This window comes from Cyanobium sp. Copco_Reservoir_LC18 (genome assembly GCF_009834675.1).
In the GTDB taxonomy this organism is placed as follows: Bacteria; Cyanobacteriota; Cyanobacteriia; order PCC-6307; family Cyanobiaceae; genus Cyanobium; species Cyanobium minutissimum.
The window spans coordinates 15,589-30,315 of record NZ_ASAC01000024.1 but is presented as its reverse complement, the minus strand read 5'-3'; the positions used below and the strand labels follow the sequence as shown (position 1 = coordinate 30,315).

At 67.8% G+C, this 14,727-nt stretch carries 18 protein-coding genes, 1 tRNA gene and 1 pseudogene; 6 read left to right on the top strand and 14 right to left on the bottom strand.

All coding sequences use genetic code 11. The features are described from left to right. The first annotated feature begins 2 nt into the window (after positions 1-2). Complete coding sequence (locus L107_RS13845) at positions 3-206, top strand: Nif11-like leader peptide family natural product precursor (RefSeq protein WP_159819795.1); 204 nt, start codon at positions 3-5, stop codon at positions 204-206. Between the two features lie 8 nt (positions 207-214). Here L107_RS13845 and L107_RS13840 read toward each other — a convergent pair whose 3' ends face one another. The 4 genes from L107_RS13840 to L107_RS13825 are packed head-to-tail and all read right to left on the bottom strand — an operon-like array spanning position 215 to position 1,353. Then, positions 215-658 carry a nuclear transport factor 2 family protein gene (locus tag L107_RS13840; RefSeq protein WP_159819793.1) on the bottom strand — a complete coding sequence of 148 codons (444 nt, stop codon included), beginning with the start codon at positions 656-658 and terminating at the stop codon, positions 215-217. Between the two features lie 13 nt (positions 659-671). Continuing rightward, positions 672-911, bottom strand: a complete 240-nt coding sequence (locus L107_RS13835; RefSeq protein ID WP_159819791.1) for a hypothetical protein — start codon at positions 909-911, stop codon at positions 672-674. Positions 912-924: 13 nt separating this feature from the next. Continuing rightward, on the bottom strand, positions 925-1,161 hold the full coding sequence (locus L107_RS13830; protein WP_094585176.1) for a chlorophyll a/b-binding protein: 237 nt from the start codon (positions 1,159-1,161) through the stop codon (positions 925-927). A gap of 48 nt (positions 1,162-1,209) precedes the next feature. Beyond that, complete coding sequence (locus L107_RS13825; RefSeq protein WP_159819789.1) at positions 1,210-1,353, bottom strand: chlorophyll a/b-binding protein; 144 nt, start codon at positions 1,351-1,353, stop codon at positions 1,210-1,212. A gap of 115 nt (positions 1,354-1,468) precedes the next feature. Here L107_RS13825 and L107_RS13820 point away from each other — a divergent pair, with 115 nt between their 5' ends. After that, positions 1,469-2,053, top strand: a complete 585-nt coding sequence (locus tag L107_RS13820; RefSeq protein ID WP_159819787.1) for an EF-hand domain-containing protein — start codon at positions 1,469-1,471, stop codon at positions 2,051-2,053. A 2-nt stretch (positions 2,054-2,055) separates the two neighbouring features. Here the strand turns inward: L107_RS13820 and L107_RS13815 are convergent, their stop codons facing one another. Together L107_RS13815 and L107_RS13810 are read right to left on the bottom strand one after the other, a co-directional pair. Continuing rightward, positions 2,056-3,132 (bottom strand): DUF3616 domain-containing protein, encoded by a 1,077-nt coding sequence (locus L107_RS13815; protein ID WP_159819785.1) that lies wholly within the window; start codon positions 3,130-3,132, stop codon positions 2,056-2,058. 72 nt (positions 3,133-3,204) lie between these two features. Beyond that, complete coding sequence (locus tag L107_RS13810; RefSeq protein ID WP_159819783.1) at positions 3,205-4,473, bottom strand: glycoside hydrolase family 10 protein; 1,269 nt, start codon at positions 4,471-4,473, stop codon at positions 3,205-3,207. A 130-nt stretch (positions 4,474-4,603) separates the two neighbouring features. Here L107_RS13810 and L107_RS13805 point away from each other — a divergent pair, with 130 nt between their 5' ends. Continuing rightward, on the top strand, positions 4,604-5,623 hold the full coding sequence (locus L107_RS13805; protein ID WP_159819848.1) for a glutathione S-transferase family protein: 1,020 nt from the start codon (positions 4,604-4,606) through the stop codon (positions 5,621-5,623). Here L107_RS13805 and L107_RS13800 read toward each other — a convergent pair. Further along, on the bottom strand, positions 5,508-6,491 hold the full coding sequence (locus tag L107_RS13800) for an ion channel (protein WP_159819781.1): 984 nt from the start codon (positions 6,489-6,491) through the stop codon (positions 5,508-5,510). The two genes, L107_RS13805 and L107_RS13800, sit on opposite strands and share 116 nt — an antisense overlap. A 149-nt stretch (positions 6,492-6,640) precedes the next feature. On the opposite strand from L107_RS13800, the gene L107_RS13795 reads away from it, so the two are divergent. Continuing rightward, positions 6,641-7,780 carry a hypothetical protein gene (locus L107_RS13795; RefSeq protein ID WP_159819779.1) on the top strand — a complete coding sequence of 380 codons (1,140 nt, stop codon included), beginning with the start codon at positions 6,641-6,643 and terminating at the stop codon, positions 7,778-7,780. A 77-nt stretch (positions 7,781-7,857) separates the two neighbouring features. Here the strand turns inward: L107_RS13795 and L107_RS13790 are convergent, their stop codons facing one another. Continuing rightward, the gene (locus tag L107_RS13790; protein ID WP_159819777.1) at positions 7,858-8,040 is read right to left on the bottom strand and encodes a metallothionein; all 183 of its coding nucleotides are present in this window, start codon (positions 8,038-8,040) and stop codon (positions 7,858-7,860) included. Between the two features lie 149 nt (positions 8,041-8,189). Then, positions 8,190-8,486: pseudogene (locus tag L107_RS16725) on the bottom strand (MTH1187 family thiamine-binding protein); the annotation flags it as partial. Between the two features lie 377 nt (positions 8,487-8,863). On the opposite strand from L107_RS16725, the gene L107_RS13780 reads away from it, so the two are divergent. Beyond that, positions 8,864-9,565 (top strand): hypothetical protein, encoded by a 702-nt coding sequence (locus L107_RS13780; RefSeq protein WP_236550706.1) that lies wholly within the window; start codon positions 8,864-8,866, stop codon positions 9,563-9,565. Positions 9,566-9,616: 51 nt separating this feature from the next. Here L107_RS13780 and L107_RS13775 read toward each other — a convergent pair whose 3' ends face one another. Next, the gene (locus L107_RS13775) at positions 9,617-11,020 is read right to left on the bottom strand and encodes a cytochrome P450 (RefSeq protein ID WP_159819771.1); all 1,404 of its coding nucleotides are present in this window, start codon (positions 11,018-11,020) and stop codon (positions 9,617-9,619) included. Positions 11,021-11,468: 448 nt separating this feature from the next. Here L107_RS13775 and cynS point away from each other — a divergent pair, with 448 nt between their 5' ends. Next, on the top strand, positions 11,469-11,915 hold the full coding sequence (gene cynS / locus L107_RS13770) for a cyanase (RefSeq protein WP_159819769.1): 447 nt from the start codon (positions 11,469-11,471) through the stop codon (positions 11,913-11,915). Positions 11,916-12,160: 245 nt separating this feature from the next. Here the strand turns inward: cynS and L107_RS13765 are convergent. The 4 genes from L107_RS13765 to L107_RS13750 form a co-directional block, all read right to left on the bottom strand. Continuing rightward, positions 12,161-12,234 (bottom strand) — tRNA-Pro (locus tag L107_RS13765). A gap of 93 nt (positions 12,235-12,327) precedes the next feature. Further along, a complete protein-coding gene (locus L107_RS13760) occupies positions 12,328-12,717 on the bottom strand; it encodes a PilZ domain-containing protein (RefSeq protein WP_159819767.1) in 390 nt (129 codons plus the stop codon). A gap of 314 nt (positions 12,718-13,031) precedes the next feature. Beyond that, positions 13,032-13,394 carry a dihydroneopterin aldolase gene (locus tag L107_RS13755; RefSeq protein WP_159819765.1) on the bottom strand — a complete coding sequence of 121 codons (363 nt, stop codon included), beginning with the start codon at positions 13,392-13,394 and terminating at the stop codon, positions 13,032-13,034. Then, positions 13,391-14,722, bottom strand: coding sequence for a glutamate-5-semialdehyde dehydrogenase (locus tag L107_RS13750; RefSeq protein ID WP_201295906.1), 1,332 nt, complete (start codon positions 14,720-14,722; stop codon positions 13,391-13,393). The genes L107_RS13755 and L107_RS13750 overlap by 4 nt, the downstream gene beginning before the upstream one ends. Positions 14,723-14,727 lie beyond the last annotated feature (5 nt).

The following is a 14,727-nucleotide window of genomic DNA, read 5'->3' as shown; positions in this document are numbered from 1 at the left end:
CCATGGACAGCAACGAAGCGGCGGAACAGGAGCAGCTGGAAAGCTTTCTGGCCCACGCGGCAGCCTCCGGGGCGCTGAGGGCCCGGCTGGGCGGGTTGGACGCCTACCAGGTGGTGGCCATCGCGGCCGAGGAAGGATTCCACTTCGGCGTGACCACCCTGCATCGGGCTGTCTGCACGGGCTACGTCATGCGCAGACCCCGCTGATCGAACCCTCAGGCCACGAAGCGGCCGTAGAGCCAGCGCACGAAACCACCCACCAGCGGCACCGGGGTGAAGGTGGGGCCGACGAAGTCGAAATAGTCGCGATGGTCGACGATCCGGCCGTCGGCGCCGAGTCGAAGGCGGCTGGTGCCGGGATAGATGAATTCGATGCCCTTGATTTTCAGGCCCATCGTCCACTCCACGAAGGCGACGTCACCGCTCAGGGCCACGGCAACCGGCTCCAGGTAGACGTCATCGCAGCGTTGCAGCAATCCCTCCTGGGCCACGATGTAGGCCTCGAGGCCCTGCCGCTCCTGGGTGGGGTCGGTGAAGTGGACCGATTCGTCGTACACGGCCCGCCACTGCTCCGGTGTCGGCCCCGGGGCGCCGTAGGGCTTGGTGAACAGGGCCCTGAGCCCGTCTTCCCCCAACGGCGGTTGGAGCACGGTGGTCATGGCGGGTGCGATGTCAGGTGGCGGTCGTCCGGGGACGGGTCAGGGCGAGGGCCGCGCCGCCGATGGCCAGCAGGCCGAGGGCACCCGTCGCCGCCAGGAACACCAGGGTCTGAAGGGCCAGCAAGGCCAGGCCGAGGGCGGAGGCCGCCTTGATCTGCACCCGGGCCTTGATCAGCAGGGTGAGCAGCAGCAGCACCGTGGCCTGCAGGCCGGCGATCCGGGCCGCCGTGAAGGGACAGAGAGGCAGCGGCATCAGGGGGAACCGATCAGAAGCAGAAGGGGAGGAACTGGGTGCGGCAGGCGGCGTAGCCGTCGGTCAGGGCGCCGAGGCCGATCTGATGGGCGATGCCGGAGCCGGTGATGGCTTCGGTGAGCACGCCGATCACCAGGCCGAGCATGGCAGCACGGCCGTTGAAGAGTTCGACGCGCTTGAGCTGCTCCATGTGGATGGAACGCTCACTGTCGCCCTGAAGGAAGGCGTCGTTGGCGGGGGTGTTGGTCATGGGTGGTCGAGCAGGGGGGATGGGATGGAGAGCTGGGCCGTCGGTCGTTCAGCCGAGGCCGATCTGGGTGAGGATCCCCTGGCCGGTGAGCAGTTCGGTTCCGAGGCCGATCACGAAGCCGAGCATGGCGAGGCGGCCGTTCCAGGTTTCGGCGAAGGCGACGAAGCCGAAGCGGGCGGAGGAGTCGGACATGAGTGTTTCAGTTTGTTTCGTGAATTGTAACAGCTTGTGAAGGTTGGCGACAAGGGTGGTGCCGGGGCGGGAAGCGGCAGCCCCGGTACCATCGGGATCGATTGCGGCCCGGTGGATGGTGAACGTCTCCCTGCCGGCCGAACTGACGGGGCGCTATCGCCGGCTGTTCCGCTTCTACGACCGCGACGGCGACGGTCGCCACACGCTGGAGGGTGACTTCGAACCGGTGGCGGTGCGGATCGCGCGGCGCTGGCAGGGCCGGCCCAGCCGCTTCCCCAACCTGCTGCGGCTGCTGCTCGACACCTACCGGCACGAGAACGGGCGCCGCGACCAGAACCACGACGGCATGGTGGACCAGGAGGAGTTCGTCGCCTCCCATGGCCGGGTGTTCACCGCCTTCGGTGCCGATCCCCAGGCCGCCCGGGAGTTCATGGCCCGCTCCGCCGGCGGCTTCTTCGATGTGCTCGACCTGGACGGCGATGGCCAGCTCGAGCTCGACGACCTGGCCGCCTTCGCCGCCGCCTACGGCCACACCACCGCCGGCATCGCCGCCAACCTCGACCGGATGCTCGACGCCCTTGGCCTTCCCCCCGGCCGTCTGCCGCGGCAGGCCTTCCTGACGCTGGTGGAGCAGTACTGGTTCGACCCCTCGCCGGAGGCCCCCGGCCGCCATCTGTTCGACGGGGTGGAGCTGGGCTGACGTCAGTCCGGCAGCACAAAGCCATCCAGGCGGGTTCTGGCTCCCTGCCCTTCAATCCTGGCGGCCCTGGGGTCGTCGTAGGCCACCCAGGCCAGCAGCTGGCCGCCATGGCGCTGCACATCCAGGCCCTCCGGCTTGTCGCTGCCCTCCCCGGGGCGGCCGGGGCGGCCATCCCGGACCCACAGCAGCGGCTCCGTGCACTCCAGGGTGACGCCCTCCTTCCGGGGTGCATCCTCCGGGCCAAGGGCGTGGCGCCAGCGGTGCAGGTAGCAGGGGCCCGCCAGGTCCATCGTCGGCCCGGCCAGCACCAGCACGTCATCGCTGCCGGGGACCACGGCCAGATCCCGCACCGCCAGGCCGCTGAGGGAGAGGTAGCGGCAGCGGTGGGCCTCCAGGGCAAGGGTGGGGCCGTCGCCATCGAGGCCACCCAGACGCAGGTCGACCACCAGGGCGATGCCCCGCAGGACGGGCCCGCGCAACCCCACCAGCACCCGCTCGCCACGGGCGGCGATGCCTTCGATGTCGAGGCCGTTGTCCTTGCTGGGGATCGCCAGAAACGGGGCAATCCGCCGGTCCGTCGCCAGGGCATCGGTGAGGGCATCGCGGCCCTCGGCGGCATCGAACGCCAGCCGCTGCCCCGCCACCGGCCGGCCCTGCCCATCCAGCCGCAGACAGCCGAGCACCTGGGCGTTGCGGCTTTGCCGGTCATGCAGCTTGAGGGGTCCTGCCTTGGCGTCGTGCCGGCGGCGGCGCAGGGAATGGGAGCCCACCAGCCACAGCCGATCGCCATCGCGCGCCAGGCCCTCGAGGTCCGATTCGCCGTCGTCCTTGCCAGCCGCAAGGCCGAAGTCCCTGAGCTTCACTTCGCTGAGATCGCCGTAGTGGTGATCGCCGAGGCGCTGCAACCGGTACAGGCTTCGGCCCTCATCACCTCCCAGCCACAGCACCCGATCGAGGGCCACCAGGGCGGAGAGGTTCTGCCGCAGCTCCACCGCCTCCGTGTCCTTCGATGGGGACAGCTCGAGGAGACGCTGGTGGGTCGGGACAGCCAGGGGCAGGTCGGCTTCCTGCTTGGGCATGGAGAGAGAACTGGAGCACCTTTCCTTGGTAGTGGGACCCAGGGTGGTGTCAACGTCAGCCAGAGGCTTTCGCTAAAGAGGCGGCGGCGGCAGGGGCGGCGATGAAGCTCCACGGGTCGCGGGGGTGCCCAGCTCTTGCCGACGGGGGCCCAACATCTGCGCCAGCCCGGCGATCCGCTCCTGGGGCGGCTCGGGGCCCAGGCTCCACAGGCTCTCGAAGTAGAAGAACGCCACCCCCAGGCCCCGGGACCGGTTGGCGGCCACCTTCTGAGCCAGCAAGGCCAGCGGGGTGGGGCGGTTACGCTGGCCGCTCATCACGGCGATGGCGGTGGGGATGCGCTGGCGGGCCTCCTGCACCTCCGGCCGGCTGAGGTGGGGTTGATAACTCTGCAGGTCGGGCCGGTAGATCTGCACCAGCAGCTCATCGGCGATGCCGCGCCGCACCCACTCGCGCCAGTCCTGCAGCTGCAGCTTGTAGGCGAAGTCGTAGTAGTTGGGGGAGATCGAGATCAGGGCGCCGGGGCGGGCGGCCCGCACCGCCTGGGCGAGGCGCTCCAGGAAGGCGGTGATGCGGTCGGCACGCCATTGCACCCAGGCCGGGTCCTCGGGGTTGGCCGGTGGATCCTTGCCGGTCTGCTTGCGGTAGAGCGCCGTGGTGAAGGGGTCGTAGCCGAACTCCCGCGGCAGGCTCATGTGGTCGTCGAACTGGATGCCATCGGCGCCCCAGTCGTTGACCACCTCCAGAACAAGGTCGGTGATCAGCTGCTGCACCTCCGGCCGGAAGGGATTGAGCCACACCACCCGGCCGGCGGCACTGCTGGAAGTGAGCCCACCGTCGCGCGTCTGGGTGAGCCAGCTGCGGTGCCGTTGGGCCAGCGGCGACTCCGGTGGCGCCATGAAGCCGAATTCGAACCAGGGGATGACCTTGAGCCCGCGGTGGCGGCCGGCGCTGATCAGCTCGGCCAGGATGTCCTGCCCCTGCAGACCGCGGAAGGTGAAGTCCTGCAGCAGGCGCGCCTCGCTCACCCGGCTGGGGAAGTAGGCGAAGCCGCCATTCCAGACCACCGGATAGAGCCGGTTGAAGCCCAGCTCCGCCAGCTGGTTCACGGCGGCCTGCATGCGGCCGCGGTCCCGCAGCACCGGCATGTCGTTGGCGGTGAGCCACACCCCCCGCAGTTCCTCGGCCGGTACCGGAGCCGTCGCCGGCGACTCCTGGGCTTTCGCGGCCGGCGACAGGAGCGGCAGGCTCGCCGGCAGACCCCCCAGGGCCACGGCCAGCAGGCTGCCGCAGAGGACGAGAGCGACCCAGCGAAGGGGACCGTGTCGGTTCAAGCCGGCCATGGCTTCAGGGGATCAGCGCTGCTGTGGCCTCCACGATGGGACCGGATCCGTGCTGCAGTGGCCGGGCTCCGCCGGGCGATCAGGTGGCGCCCCAGGCCCGGTAGGGTCAGCGGGCGTCATGGCAACCGCGATGGGCCTGCTCGTGGACGGGGTCTGGCAAGACCAGTGGTACGACACCGCCAGCAGCGCCGGGCGCTTCGAGCGCTCGCGGGCGGCGTTCCGCAACTGGATCACCCCGGACGGATCGGCCGGTCCGAGCGGGGAGGCCGGCTTTGCCGCCGAGGCCGGCCGCTACCACCTCTACGTGTCACTGGCCTGCCCCTGGGCGCACCGCACCCTGATCGTGCGCGCCCTCAAGGGGCTGGAAGAGCTGATCCCGCTCTCCGTCGTGCACTGGTTCATGGGCGAGCGGGGCTGGACCTTCCAGGCGGGGGAGGGGGTGGTGCCGGATCCGAACGAAGGCGCCGAAGCCCTGCACCAGCTGTACACGGTGGCCGATCCCCACTATTCCGGGCGCGTCACCGTACCGGTGCTGTGGGACAGGCAACGGCGCACGATCGTGAACAATGAATCCGCCGAGATCATCCGGATGTTCAACGGCGCCTTCGATCATCTGGGGGCCCGGGAAGGCGACCTCTACCCGGCGGGATTGCGTGACCAGATCGACCGCCTCAATGAGCGGGTCTACGGCACGGTGAACAACGGGGTGTATCGCTGTGGTTTCGCCACCACCCAGGAGGCCTACGAGGAGGCGCTGGGTCCCCTGTTCGGCACGCTCGACTGGCTGGACGGGCACCTGGCGACCAGCCGCTACCTGCTGGGATCGGCGATCACCGAGGCCGACTGGCGCCTGTTCACCACCCTGCTGCGTTTCGATCCGGTCTACGTGGGGCACTTCAAGTGCAACCTGAAGCGCCTGGTGGATTACCCCCACCTGTTCGCCTACACCCGCGACCTCTACCAGGTGCCGGGGGTGGCGGAAACCGTGAACATGGCGCACATCAAGCGCCACTACTACCAGAGCCACACCATGATCAACCCCACCGGTGTGGTGCCCGTGGGCCCGGAGATCGACTTTCTGCTTCCCCATGGCCGGGAACTGGTGGGAGCGGCGGCGGAACCTGGGGATCGGTCGCATCGAAACAGCTGAAGTCGAGGAACACGCTGTCCGGGCCGTCGATCTGGACCATGTCGCGGAACTGTTCCCCCAGCCTCAGATCGGCCGCCCCGTAGCTGCAGCGAAAATGCACCGGTGCCAGCAGGATCTCGTCGAGCCCCTGGAAGGCCACGAGAATTTCGGCCTGGCGCCGCTCCAGGTCCTCCCTGCTGAGGCCGAAGAGGGGGCTGTGCCGGTCGACGCGGTGCATCACGGTCCACATGAGCTGGAAGCTGATCGACTGATCACGCACCAACGGCAGGGGGACCAGACGTCGCATCCTGCGGCCTTCGCTCTGCTCGTTCATGGCCAGGGAGGCCTGGATCCGCCCATCCACCAGGCTGTTCTGGCGCACGTTGGCCACCCGGAAGGTGAGGGTGGGGTGTCCCTGCCAGGGTTCGATCGTGGCCACGCGGCTGAAGCGCAGGCGGGCCCGGCTGCGGGAGAAGCGGGCGAAGGCCAGGCCGGTGGTGACGGCAAGGAACAGCAGCCCGAAGAAGGCCTCCACCGTGACCACCAGATTCACCCAGAGGCTGCTGGGATGGAGCACGCCATACCCGATCGAGCCCAGGGTCTGGACGCTGAAGAAGAAGGCATCCAGCAGGGTGAGGCGCTGCCCATCGGGGGCCCCGCCGATGCCCTCGAGATCCAGCCCATAGAGCAGCATGAAAGCGAGATTGAGCAGCAGATAGCTGGCGGCGATGCTGAGCAGAAAGCCCGGCCAGGGAATGGCCAGCATGAAGCGATAGGGCTCCCGCCAGTGGCGGTGCCAGGCCCGCCGTTCCTCCGCATGGAGCACCCCGCCCCGCTGGCTCAGCCGTACCGAGCGGATCGGCTGGCGATGCTCGAGCGATGGCCCCATCCCCAATCCAGTGGTGGCGGAAACCATCGTGACAGGGGTAAGAAGCCGGGACAGCCGCCGTGAACACCAATAAGAAATGTGGGACACGTCATGGGTGCCTTGCCATGGCACTGAGACTGCGCCTGGGATAGGCGTCGCTGAGAACACGAATGCCGGATACCGAACGCGGCAGAACCTTCAACAATATCGTTTCTGGCATCGCCGCCATCGCTGGCACCATTGGCCTGATCATCGCCAGCATCACCTCCAACGAAGTCAATAAGCTCTCGCAACAATCACGAACGGCGGGGCTGGTTGGCGACCTCACCGATAAACTCACCTCAAAACAACTCGGCCGAGACATCTCCCTGCTGGCCATCGAGCACATGCTCAACACGGAGCCGGGGAAGGACAAGGCACCGAGGGATAAATTACTCCTGGCGAGAATTTCGATTCTGCTGATTGAAGGCTCATCCGGAGAAGAATCGATCCATGCCCAGAACAGCAATTCCCGCCTGGCGTCCGCCACCCAGACCCAGTTCAACCATGGCGTCGACCAGGCCGCGAGGGTGCTGAACCGCCTGGTCCAGAGTTCCGGCGAGGATTGCCATGCGTATTACCAGCAGCAGGTCTTCCAACTGAACCTGAAGCTCGGCGGCAGGAATCTGACTCCGGTCTCCGCCATTGAGGCCCATTGCGGGGAAGCCGGCACCCTGGCGATTGAAGCGCTGCGCAAGCAGGTGGAAGGCAAGGACAGCAACGGCGAGCCGTCCGTCAGCGTCTCCCAGCTGGCCCTGGACCCGGTTCCCGATCCCCGGCTGGTGGCGGCTTCCCTGGCCCAGGCCAGGGTGGTCAACCAGCTCAATGCCGTCAGGCTCGAAGCGGACCATGCCAGGAGTCCGTACACCGAACCCAGCCTGGCCGTCGTCACCGTCCACCTGGATGATCCCTCCATCGCCGCCCGACTGGAACCCCTCCTGCTCCAGCTGTCGGACAAGCGTTGGTACATCGTCTCCGGCGTGCGTGTCGTGGAGCCATCAGCCAGCAGCTGCGGTCCCTACAACTCCGTTCGGTTCTTCCACAGGGGCGACATCGACCTGGCCAGGAAGCTGATCGCCCAGATCGAGACCCTCAAACCGGCCTCAGCACCGGTGGCTGCCCTTCTGGCCGGATCCGGCAACACAAAGCCGGGCATCACGCCCATCGACCTGAGCGCATGGACATACGCCCGTTCCGTCCCCGCAGGCTCCATGGAACTGTGGCTGGCGTCGAAAGGGAGCCGCTGCCAGGCGGCAGTGAGCCGCTTGTGACGGGGACAGGCTGAGGGGTGTTCGGCGTCGTGGGCCTCGCCTGGTGCGGCCAGGTGGGCAGGTGCTGGTCGGAGGGATCAGCCGTGGCACTCGCAGCCGCAGCCGGCGTGGCAGGGCTCCTGGTTGGGATGGCCTTTGGCACAGGCCTCGCTGCAGAACAGCAGGGCACCGTTGCGGAAGGGGGTATCCAGCTGCACCGTGCAGTGGCAGTCAGGGCAGGCGCACTGCCGTGTGGCGGGTTTCTCGAGGGTGGTGGTCATGGTGTCTCCGGGCGGCAGACCGTCGCCACCAGTCTGATGCCGCCGCCGCCGGAGAGGAACAGCGGCTCGGCATGACACCCGCGGTTGGCGGATCCATCGATGGCTGCAAGACCCCGGCGCCCTGCTCCACCGCCCCCTTCCGGCATCTGCTGGAGCCGTGCTGCAACGCTGGCCGCCTTGTCCTCCAGCGTCTGGTCCCGATCGGTGCGGGTGTTGACCTTCTCGGTGGTGCAGACGCGCGGACAACCCATCGCGTGCACGGCCCTATGGCAGGCTTCGATCGCCCGGAACACGGGCGCCCACTCGCCCTCGATCGCGGTGCCGTTGGGGTGCAGCTGGATCTTGAGGCCGGCGTCCAGCAGCACCCGCTCACAGGCCGCGAGATAGCGCGCCAGGTTGACGCCGACACCGATCGGCACGACGCAGAGATCGACGATCACTTTCAACGACCCGCCTCCGGAGATCCCTTGGGCTCGGTGCTTCCTTCCATGCCCCGACCCTCCGCGCCGCAGCAGGGAACCGGCTTCCCAGGCCATGCCGAGCGGCTGAGGTCCGCAGGGTCGTGATGGGTCGCGCGGCCCTGGCGGTGGCCTGGGCGATCGGTGCACCCCTCCATCGTGCAGCGGAACCAGGAGTGCCGCGACCTCCAGCCGCTGCGCGCAGCAGATTGGCAGCGATCGTGCGGGCAGGATCTATCTCAGGGACAGCGAGGGAATCATCATGAGAACACATCTGCGACTGGAGAATGAAGGTTCTACGCAGTGCTCCATCTTTATGTCTCGCATGCGGCGCGTTTCAGCTGGCTGCCATCGCCGCTGGAGGGTTGCTCCCACAACCTGCCGCAGCTGCTCTGGATTTCGGCTTCTCCTTTTCAGGAGTCGAGGGTGTCATCGAGGGGCTTGTCGATAACAGCATCAGTCAGCCAGCCAGGGTGGACGTCAAAGGGGGAATGGGGGTGCCAACGGAATCACTCGGCACCTACCTGCAGATCGGTGGGACTGGGTTCAGCGTTTCCGGTGGAATCATCCTCCCTTACCTGCCCCCGGAGCCGCCGCCCTCTTCGGAGTACTCACCGTTTTTTGTCGGGCAGAACACCATCGGACATACCCTGTCCTTCGAATCATCGCCTGCGACTCCTGAGGTCATCGTCGGCTCGTTGAGTGGATTGGCCTGGGACCCGTGGCTGCCGTTTGGTGGTGACGTCACCTTCCATCAACGTTCCCCCGCTTCGGTGCCTTCGCCGTTGCCACTCGCAGGTTGCGGCCTTGCCTTCGTCCTCAGCCGCGAGCTCAGGAGACGCAGGCATCGGATCTCGTCCATCAACAACGCCACCCAGCCCATCGTTGACGCGCCCCATCAGCAGCCAGAGCGGGCTCATCCGCCTTCGGCGGATCTCACTGCCGGGCTGGCTGCAGACTCCATGCAGCCAACTCGACGCCGCGAACGCCAGGCTCCCTCTCCTTCCGGACGTTGGAAAAGGAGTTGGCAACGAACGAGAGAACCGCAGGAACGGCCCGTGGGGTGATCCCACCACTCAGGCTCCTGGGCGTGTCCCATCGGGGAGGCCGTTCAACGGTCATCCTGCGCTTGCCCTTGATGTTCCGATGTCATGGATTGAGTGCCCAGACTGCCCTGGACCGGCAGCGTTGCTGCGCGGGCAAGGGTGCACCAGCAGGCCATCCTTCGGCGAGGGACTGGGAATGACCAGCAGTGTCAGGTCCTGATCGGGAGCCAACTCAAGGGAGAGCTGTTTCAACAGCCCCACCGCCAGCAGACGGATATCCAGCTCCGCCAGCGCCTTGCCCAGGCAGACCCGCTCACCGCCGCCGTAGGGCAGCAGGGTCACGGGCTGGGCTCCCCCCAGATGGCGCTGGGGCCGGAAGGCGGCCAGGTCCTCGGGGTCCGGGCCGTGGCGATGGCTGGCGGTGAGGCTCACCTGCACCACCCGCTCGGCCGGCACCAGCACACCCGCCAGGGCGATGGGCTCCCGGGTGCGGCGAAAGAAGCCCCCCACCGGCGGACTCAGCCGCATCACCTCCTTCACCACCGCATCCAGCCGGGGCGCCCGCACGGCGTCGTAGGCGCTCACGCCGTCCCCCTCGGCCGGGGGCCAGAACAGGCCGTCGAGTTCCTCCCGGAGCCAGGCCAACTCGGCGGGATGCTGCAGCAGGGTGAGCAGCAGGCAGCTGAGGGCGGAGGCGGTGGTTTCGTAGCCGGCGAACAGCAGCAGGAGCAGCTGCTCGGCCACATCGTCGTCCGCCAGGGGCAGGCCGGCCTCATCGAGGCCGCCGGCCAGCAGGTCGAGGCCGCCGGCCGCGAGGGGGGCTCCGGAGACCGAGGCGACCTGGGCCTTCCGAAGCACGGAGCCGAGGCGCCGCAACAGGCGCTGGCGGGCCTGACGGGCGCGGACGAAGGGGCTGCCGGGAAGGGCCACGGGGAAGGAGAACAGGCCCCGGCACCAGAGTTCGAAATCCTCGAACAGGGCGTCGCGATCGGCGCCATCAAGGCCCAGCACCGTGGTGGCGATCACGGCAAAGGCGAAACGCCGCAACCGGGGCACCAGGGCCACGGGCGCTGGCGCATCCAGCAGTTCCTGGTTGAGTCCCTCCACCAAGGCCACGATCGCCGGGCTGTAGCGCCGCAGGGCGGCGGCGGCGAACAGCTGGCCCACCACCCGCCGGCGCGCCTTGTGCTCGGCGCCGTTGCGGTTGGCCAGTGACAGCGGCCCCAGCAGTTGCCTCACACTGTCGGGCCACCAGCCCTCGACCGCGTCAGCCTGGGCAAACAGGTCGGCGATGGCCTGCCCACCACGGATGAACACGGTGCGCTGCCCCAGCAGGCTGGTTTCGTAGACATCGCCATGACGCTTGAAGCGGGAGCGGGCGAAATCCGGATCACGAAAGAAGGCGAGGGTTTCGAGCACCCCACTCACCGCTGCTGTGCGGGGGACGGGTCGAAGGGTGGCGGGATCGGGGAGCAAGCCGCGTCAACTGGAGTGGCCTTCAGGCTGGCAGCCAGGGGATGGCGGTGCGAGACCGGGCGGCAGGCGCGCCGCTGACGGCAGCAGAGGGAAGGGGAGGAAAGCCAACACGCCGGAGCGGACCAACGCTGGCGAGACGATCCATCCGAAGCCCCATGGCCTGATGAAGGGGAACGGCTCCTGATGGGCTTCGGCGGTCAGGCCGTCGGGCTGGAACGGCTGTTTCGGCAGCCCCCTGACGAGGGCAACGGCCCGGCCACCAGGCCGCTGACCACGGCGTCGGTGGACGTGCGGTGTGGAGACGGGATCCCCAAAGCCCGGGGCGGGCTCAACCCTCAGCAGCGATCTGGGCCGCTGGAGGCATGAACACCCCGGTGGGAAAGCACCATTAACCTCACCCGGGCCCCCCACCGCCTGGTCCCCTTCTCTCGCCCATCCGCATCGCGCCATGAGCCCACTGACCCCTCTCAGCCAAACTCTGCTGAGCGCCAAGCGCCGCAAGGGCGTGAGCTTCGCTGAGCTGGAAACACTTCTCCAGCGCGATGAGGTCTGGATCGCCAGCTTGCTGTACGGACAGGCCACAGCCTCGCCGGAGGAAGCAGAGAAACTTCTGGCGGCCCTGGATCTGGATCCAAAGCTGGCCGGCGAACTGACAGTCCCTCCTGTGAAGGGCTGCCTGGATCCGGAGGTTCCGACCGATCCGTTGATTTATCGCTTCTACGAAATCATGCAGGTGTACGGCCTTCCGCTCAAAGATGTGATCCAGGAAAAGTTCGGCGATGGCATCATGAGCGCCATCGACTTCACCATGGAGGTGGACAAAGTGGAGGACCCTGCCGGCAACAGGGTCAGAGTCACCATGTGCGGCAAGTTTCTGCCCTACAAGAAGTGGTGATCGGAACCCCCGGATGCTGGTCTGAGGCCGTGGCGGTGGGGGCCCATGGGAGCCCCCACCCGAGCGTTGGCCAAGCCTTCCTTGAACGATGACCGCAGGTTGAACGTCTCGGCGAAACCATCACCGGGCAAACCACACAGCCCTGGGAGGACCTGAAGCCAAAGCTGCCTTCAACGGACCGGGACACATCGCATCCAGTGGGCGGACGAGGCGCGGTTCCTGTTAGGTGGATCGGCAGAGATCAATCGGGGCGACAGGATTCGAACCTGCGACCTAGTGCTCCCAAAGCACCCGCGCTACCAAGCTGCGCCACGCCCCGTCTGGAACACCTTAGTCCATGAACCGGCGACCACCCCTCCGGTGACAGGACGTCAGGCCCGCAGAAGGATCCGCTGGGCTGAGCTGGGGAGCGTCAGGTGCCCAAGGATCGGGGGGCCAGCAGAGCCCTGTCCAGGTATTGATCCAGGATGGTTCCTGGCAGCAGCGGGCCCTCGGTGAAGGCAAGGCCGAGCAGAGTCCTGTGATTCCAGGTCTTCACCCACTGAACGCAAGCAGACAGATGGATATTGCGGAAAAGTCCGTAGTCACTGATGTTCAGGAAGACCCGATCACTGGGCTTCACTTCAAGCCTTCCGCGGCGGACGATGCAGGCTCCAGCCCTGCTGATGTCGGCCAACATCACAAAGCCGGTGTCTCCTGAGGGAAGATGGATGCTGGCAGGGACTCCCGACGGCAGAACCTGGCGCAGTGAACTGCGTCGATCGTGGAGTTGTGGCTGAACATCGGAATCCTCAGGCGACATGGATCCAGCAACCAGCCTCTTCATACCGACCCTAACCAAGTGCCCCTACCCCGTCAAGGCATAGTATCGGTACGCATCCATCATGACCAATTCAATAAATCCAGGCAAAGAAGTGGTTAAGCCCGCTCAGAAGAGGACGGGAAATGATGTCGATGGATGCAAGGTTCAGCAGAACCAGGAATCACGGCAGATCGTCCTGGCGGTTGAACCGTCACTTCACGCACGGGCCACCTGCGGAACGGCTCACCCTGCCCAGGTCCAGGTCAGAGACCTCACGGTGTCGTGATGGTTCCGGAGAACAGCCGGATCCCCTCTCAGCCCCAGCGCCGCCTGCGGCTCACCGCCACGGTGCCGTCGAAGCCGGGAACCGGTACCTGGCACTTGCTGACCTCCACCGCCAGGGGGATCGGCCCGTAGCAGGACTCCAGGGCCTCGAGGATCCGCTCGCTGTAGTGCTCCAGGGTCTGGCAGCGGATGGTGCGGGCCTGCGCCTGCAGCACGGCGATGCCACGGCCGTAGTCGTAGCCCTGGCTGAGGTCGTCGCTGCGGGCCACGGCGGCCAGATCCGCCCCCAGGGAGAAGGCGATCTCAAACCACTGGCCGTGGCGCCGCTCCTGCTCGTAGACCCCCACATGGGCCCACACCCGCAGGCCCCGCACGTGGATCGCCTCGGTCACAGGGGCAGGGGGCGGTGGCTGAACTGCCGGATGCCGTCGGCGTAGTCGGCGGCGATGTGGCCCTCGCCCCGCAGCCGGTAGCGGTAGGTGACCAGCCCCTCAAGCCCCACCGGACCCCGCGGCGGCAGGGTCTGGGTGCTGATGCCCACCTCGGCGCCGAAGCCGTAGCGGTTGCCGTCGGCAAAGCGGGTGGAGCAGTTGAGGAACACCCCGGCGCTGTCCACCGCAGCCAAAAAGCGATTGGCCGCCACCGGATCAGTGGTGGCGATCGCATCGGTGTGGCGGGAGCCGTGGCGGCGGATGTGCTCCAGGGCCGCCTCCAGGTCCTCCACCACCTTCACATTCAGGATCAGATCCGAGTACTCCGTGTCCCAGGCGCCGGGCCCGGCGGCCTGAGCCACCCCCAGGGCGCAGGCGGCAGGATCGCCGCGCAGCTCCACGCCCGCCGCGGCGAAGGCCGTCAGGGCCGCCCCCAGGAAGACGGGGGCGGTGGCCTGGTGCACCAGCAGGGTTTCGATGGCGTTGCAGGCCGCCGGGTACTGGGTCTTGCTGTCGAGGGCGATGCGCAGGGCCAGGGCCGGATCGGCGGCCTGATCCACGTAGAGGTGGCAGATGCCGTCGGCGTGGCCCAGCACGGGGATGCGGGTGTTGTCCTGGATGAAGCGCACCAGGGCGTTCGATCCCCTGGGGATGATCAGATCCACCAGGCCATCGAGCCGCAGCAGACCCAGGCTCTCCTGGCGGCTGGTGAGCAGCTCCAGGCAGCCGGGGTCGACGGCGCTGCCGGCCAGCCCCCGCTGCAGGGCCGCCGCGATCGCCTGGCAGCTGCGGCTGGCTTCCCGGCCCCCCTTGAGCAGGGCGCCGTTGCCCGACCGGATCGCCAGTGAGGCGATCTGCATCACCGCATCGGGGCGGGCCTCGAAGATCACCCCCAGCACCCCCAGGGGCACGCTCAGCCGCTCCAGCACCAGCCCGTCATCGAGTTCGGTGTGCAGCTGGCGCCGGCCCACGGGATCGGCCAGGGCCGCCACCTGGCGCACCCCGGCGATGGCCCCCGCCAGCTTGGGGCCATCCAGCTTCAGACGCGCCCCCAGGGCCGGCGCCAGCCCCTCGGCAGCGGCGGCGGCCAGGTCGGCCCGGTTGGCCTCCAGGATCCCGTCGCCGGCGGCCTCGAGGGCGTCGGCCATCGCCGCCACGGCGCCACGGCGTTCGGCGTCGCTGGCCTGGCCCAGGGCCATGGCGGCCCGGCGCACCGCCGCGGCCCGCTGCAGCAGCTGGGGGTCGGGCTCCGGCACGACGCTGGCAGGGGAGGGGAGGGTCTGGCTCATGGCCC

What these genes read in the sequence shown, in the direction of transcription:
- L107_RS13820 (WP_159819787.1), top strand. Translation starts at nt 1,469, where the DNA reads ATGGTGAACGTCTCCCTGCCGGCCGAACTGACGGGGCGCTATCGCCGG.
- L107_RS13750 (WP_201295906.1), bottom strand. Translation starts at nt 14,722, where the DNA reads ATGAGCCAGACCCTCCCCTCCCCTGCCAGCGTCGTGCCGGAGCCCGAC.
- L107_RS13790 (WP_159819777.1), bottom strand. Translation starts at nt 8,040, where the DNA reads ATGACCACCACCCTCGAGAAACCCGCCACACGGCAGTGCGCCTGCCCT.
- cynS (WP_159819769.1), top strand. Translation starts at nt 11,469, where the DNA reads ATGAGCCCACTGACCCCTCTCAGCCAAACTCTGCTGAGCGCCAAGCGC.
- L107_RS13810 (WP_159819783.1), bottom strand. Translation starts at nt 4,473, where the DNA reads ATGGCCGGCTTGAACCGACACGGTCCCCTTCGCTGGGTCGCTCTCGTC.
- L107_RS13805 (WP_159819848.1), top strand. Translation starts at nt 4,604, where the DNA reads ATGGGCCTGCTCGTGGACGGGGTCTGGCAAGACCAGTGGTACGACACC.
- L107_RS13840 (WP_159819793.1), bottom strand. Translation starts at nt 658, where the DNA reads ATGACCACCGTGCTCCAACCGCCGTTGGGGGAAGACGGGCTCAGGGCC.
- L107_RS13795 (WP_159819779.1), top strand. Translation starts at nt 6,641, where the DNA reads ATGCCGGATACCGAACGCGGCAGAACCTTCAACAATATCGTTTCTGGC.
- L107_RS13815 (WP_159819785.1), bottom strand. Translation starts at nt 3,132, where the DNA reads ATGCCCAAGCAGGAAGCCGACCTGCCCCTGGCTGTCCCGACCCACCAG.
- L107_RS13835 (WP_159819791.1), bottom strand. Translation starts at nt 911, where the DNA reads ATGCCGCTGCCTCTCTGTCCCTTCACGGCGGCCCGGATCGCCGGCCTG.
- L107_RS13825 (WP_159819789.1), bottom strand. Translation starts at nt 1,353, where the DNA reads ATGTCCGACTCCTCCGCCCGCTTCGGCTTCGTCGCCTTCGCCGAAACC.
- L107_RS13800 (WP_159819781.1), bottom strand. Translation starts at nt 6,491, where the DNA reads ATGGGGCCATCGCTCGAGCATCGCCAGCCGATCCGCTCGGTACGGCTG.
- L107_RS13760 (WP_159819767.1), bottom strand. Translation starts at nt 12,717, where the DNA reads ATGTCGCCTGAGGATTCCGATGTTCAGCCACAACTCCACGATCGACGC.
- L107_RS13830 (WP_094585176.1), bottom strand. Translation starts at nt 1,161, where the DNA reads ATGACCAACACCCCCGCCAACGACGCCTTCCTTCAGGGCGACAGTGAG.
- L107_RS13845 (WP_159819795.1), top strand. Translation starts at nt 3, where the DNA reads ATGGACAGCAACGAAGCGGCGGAACAGGAGCAGCTGGAAAGCTTTCTG.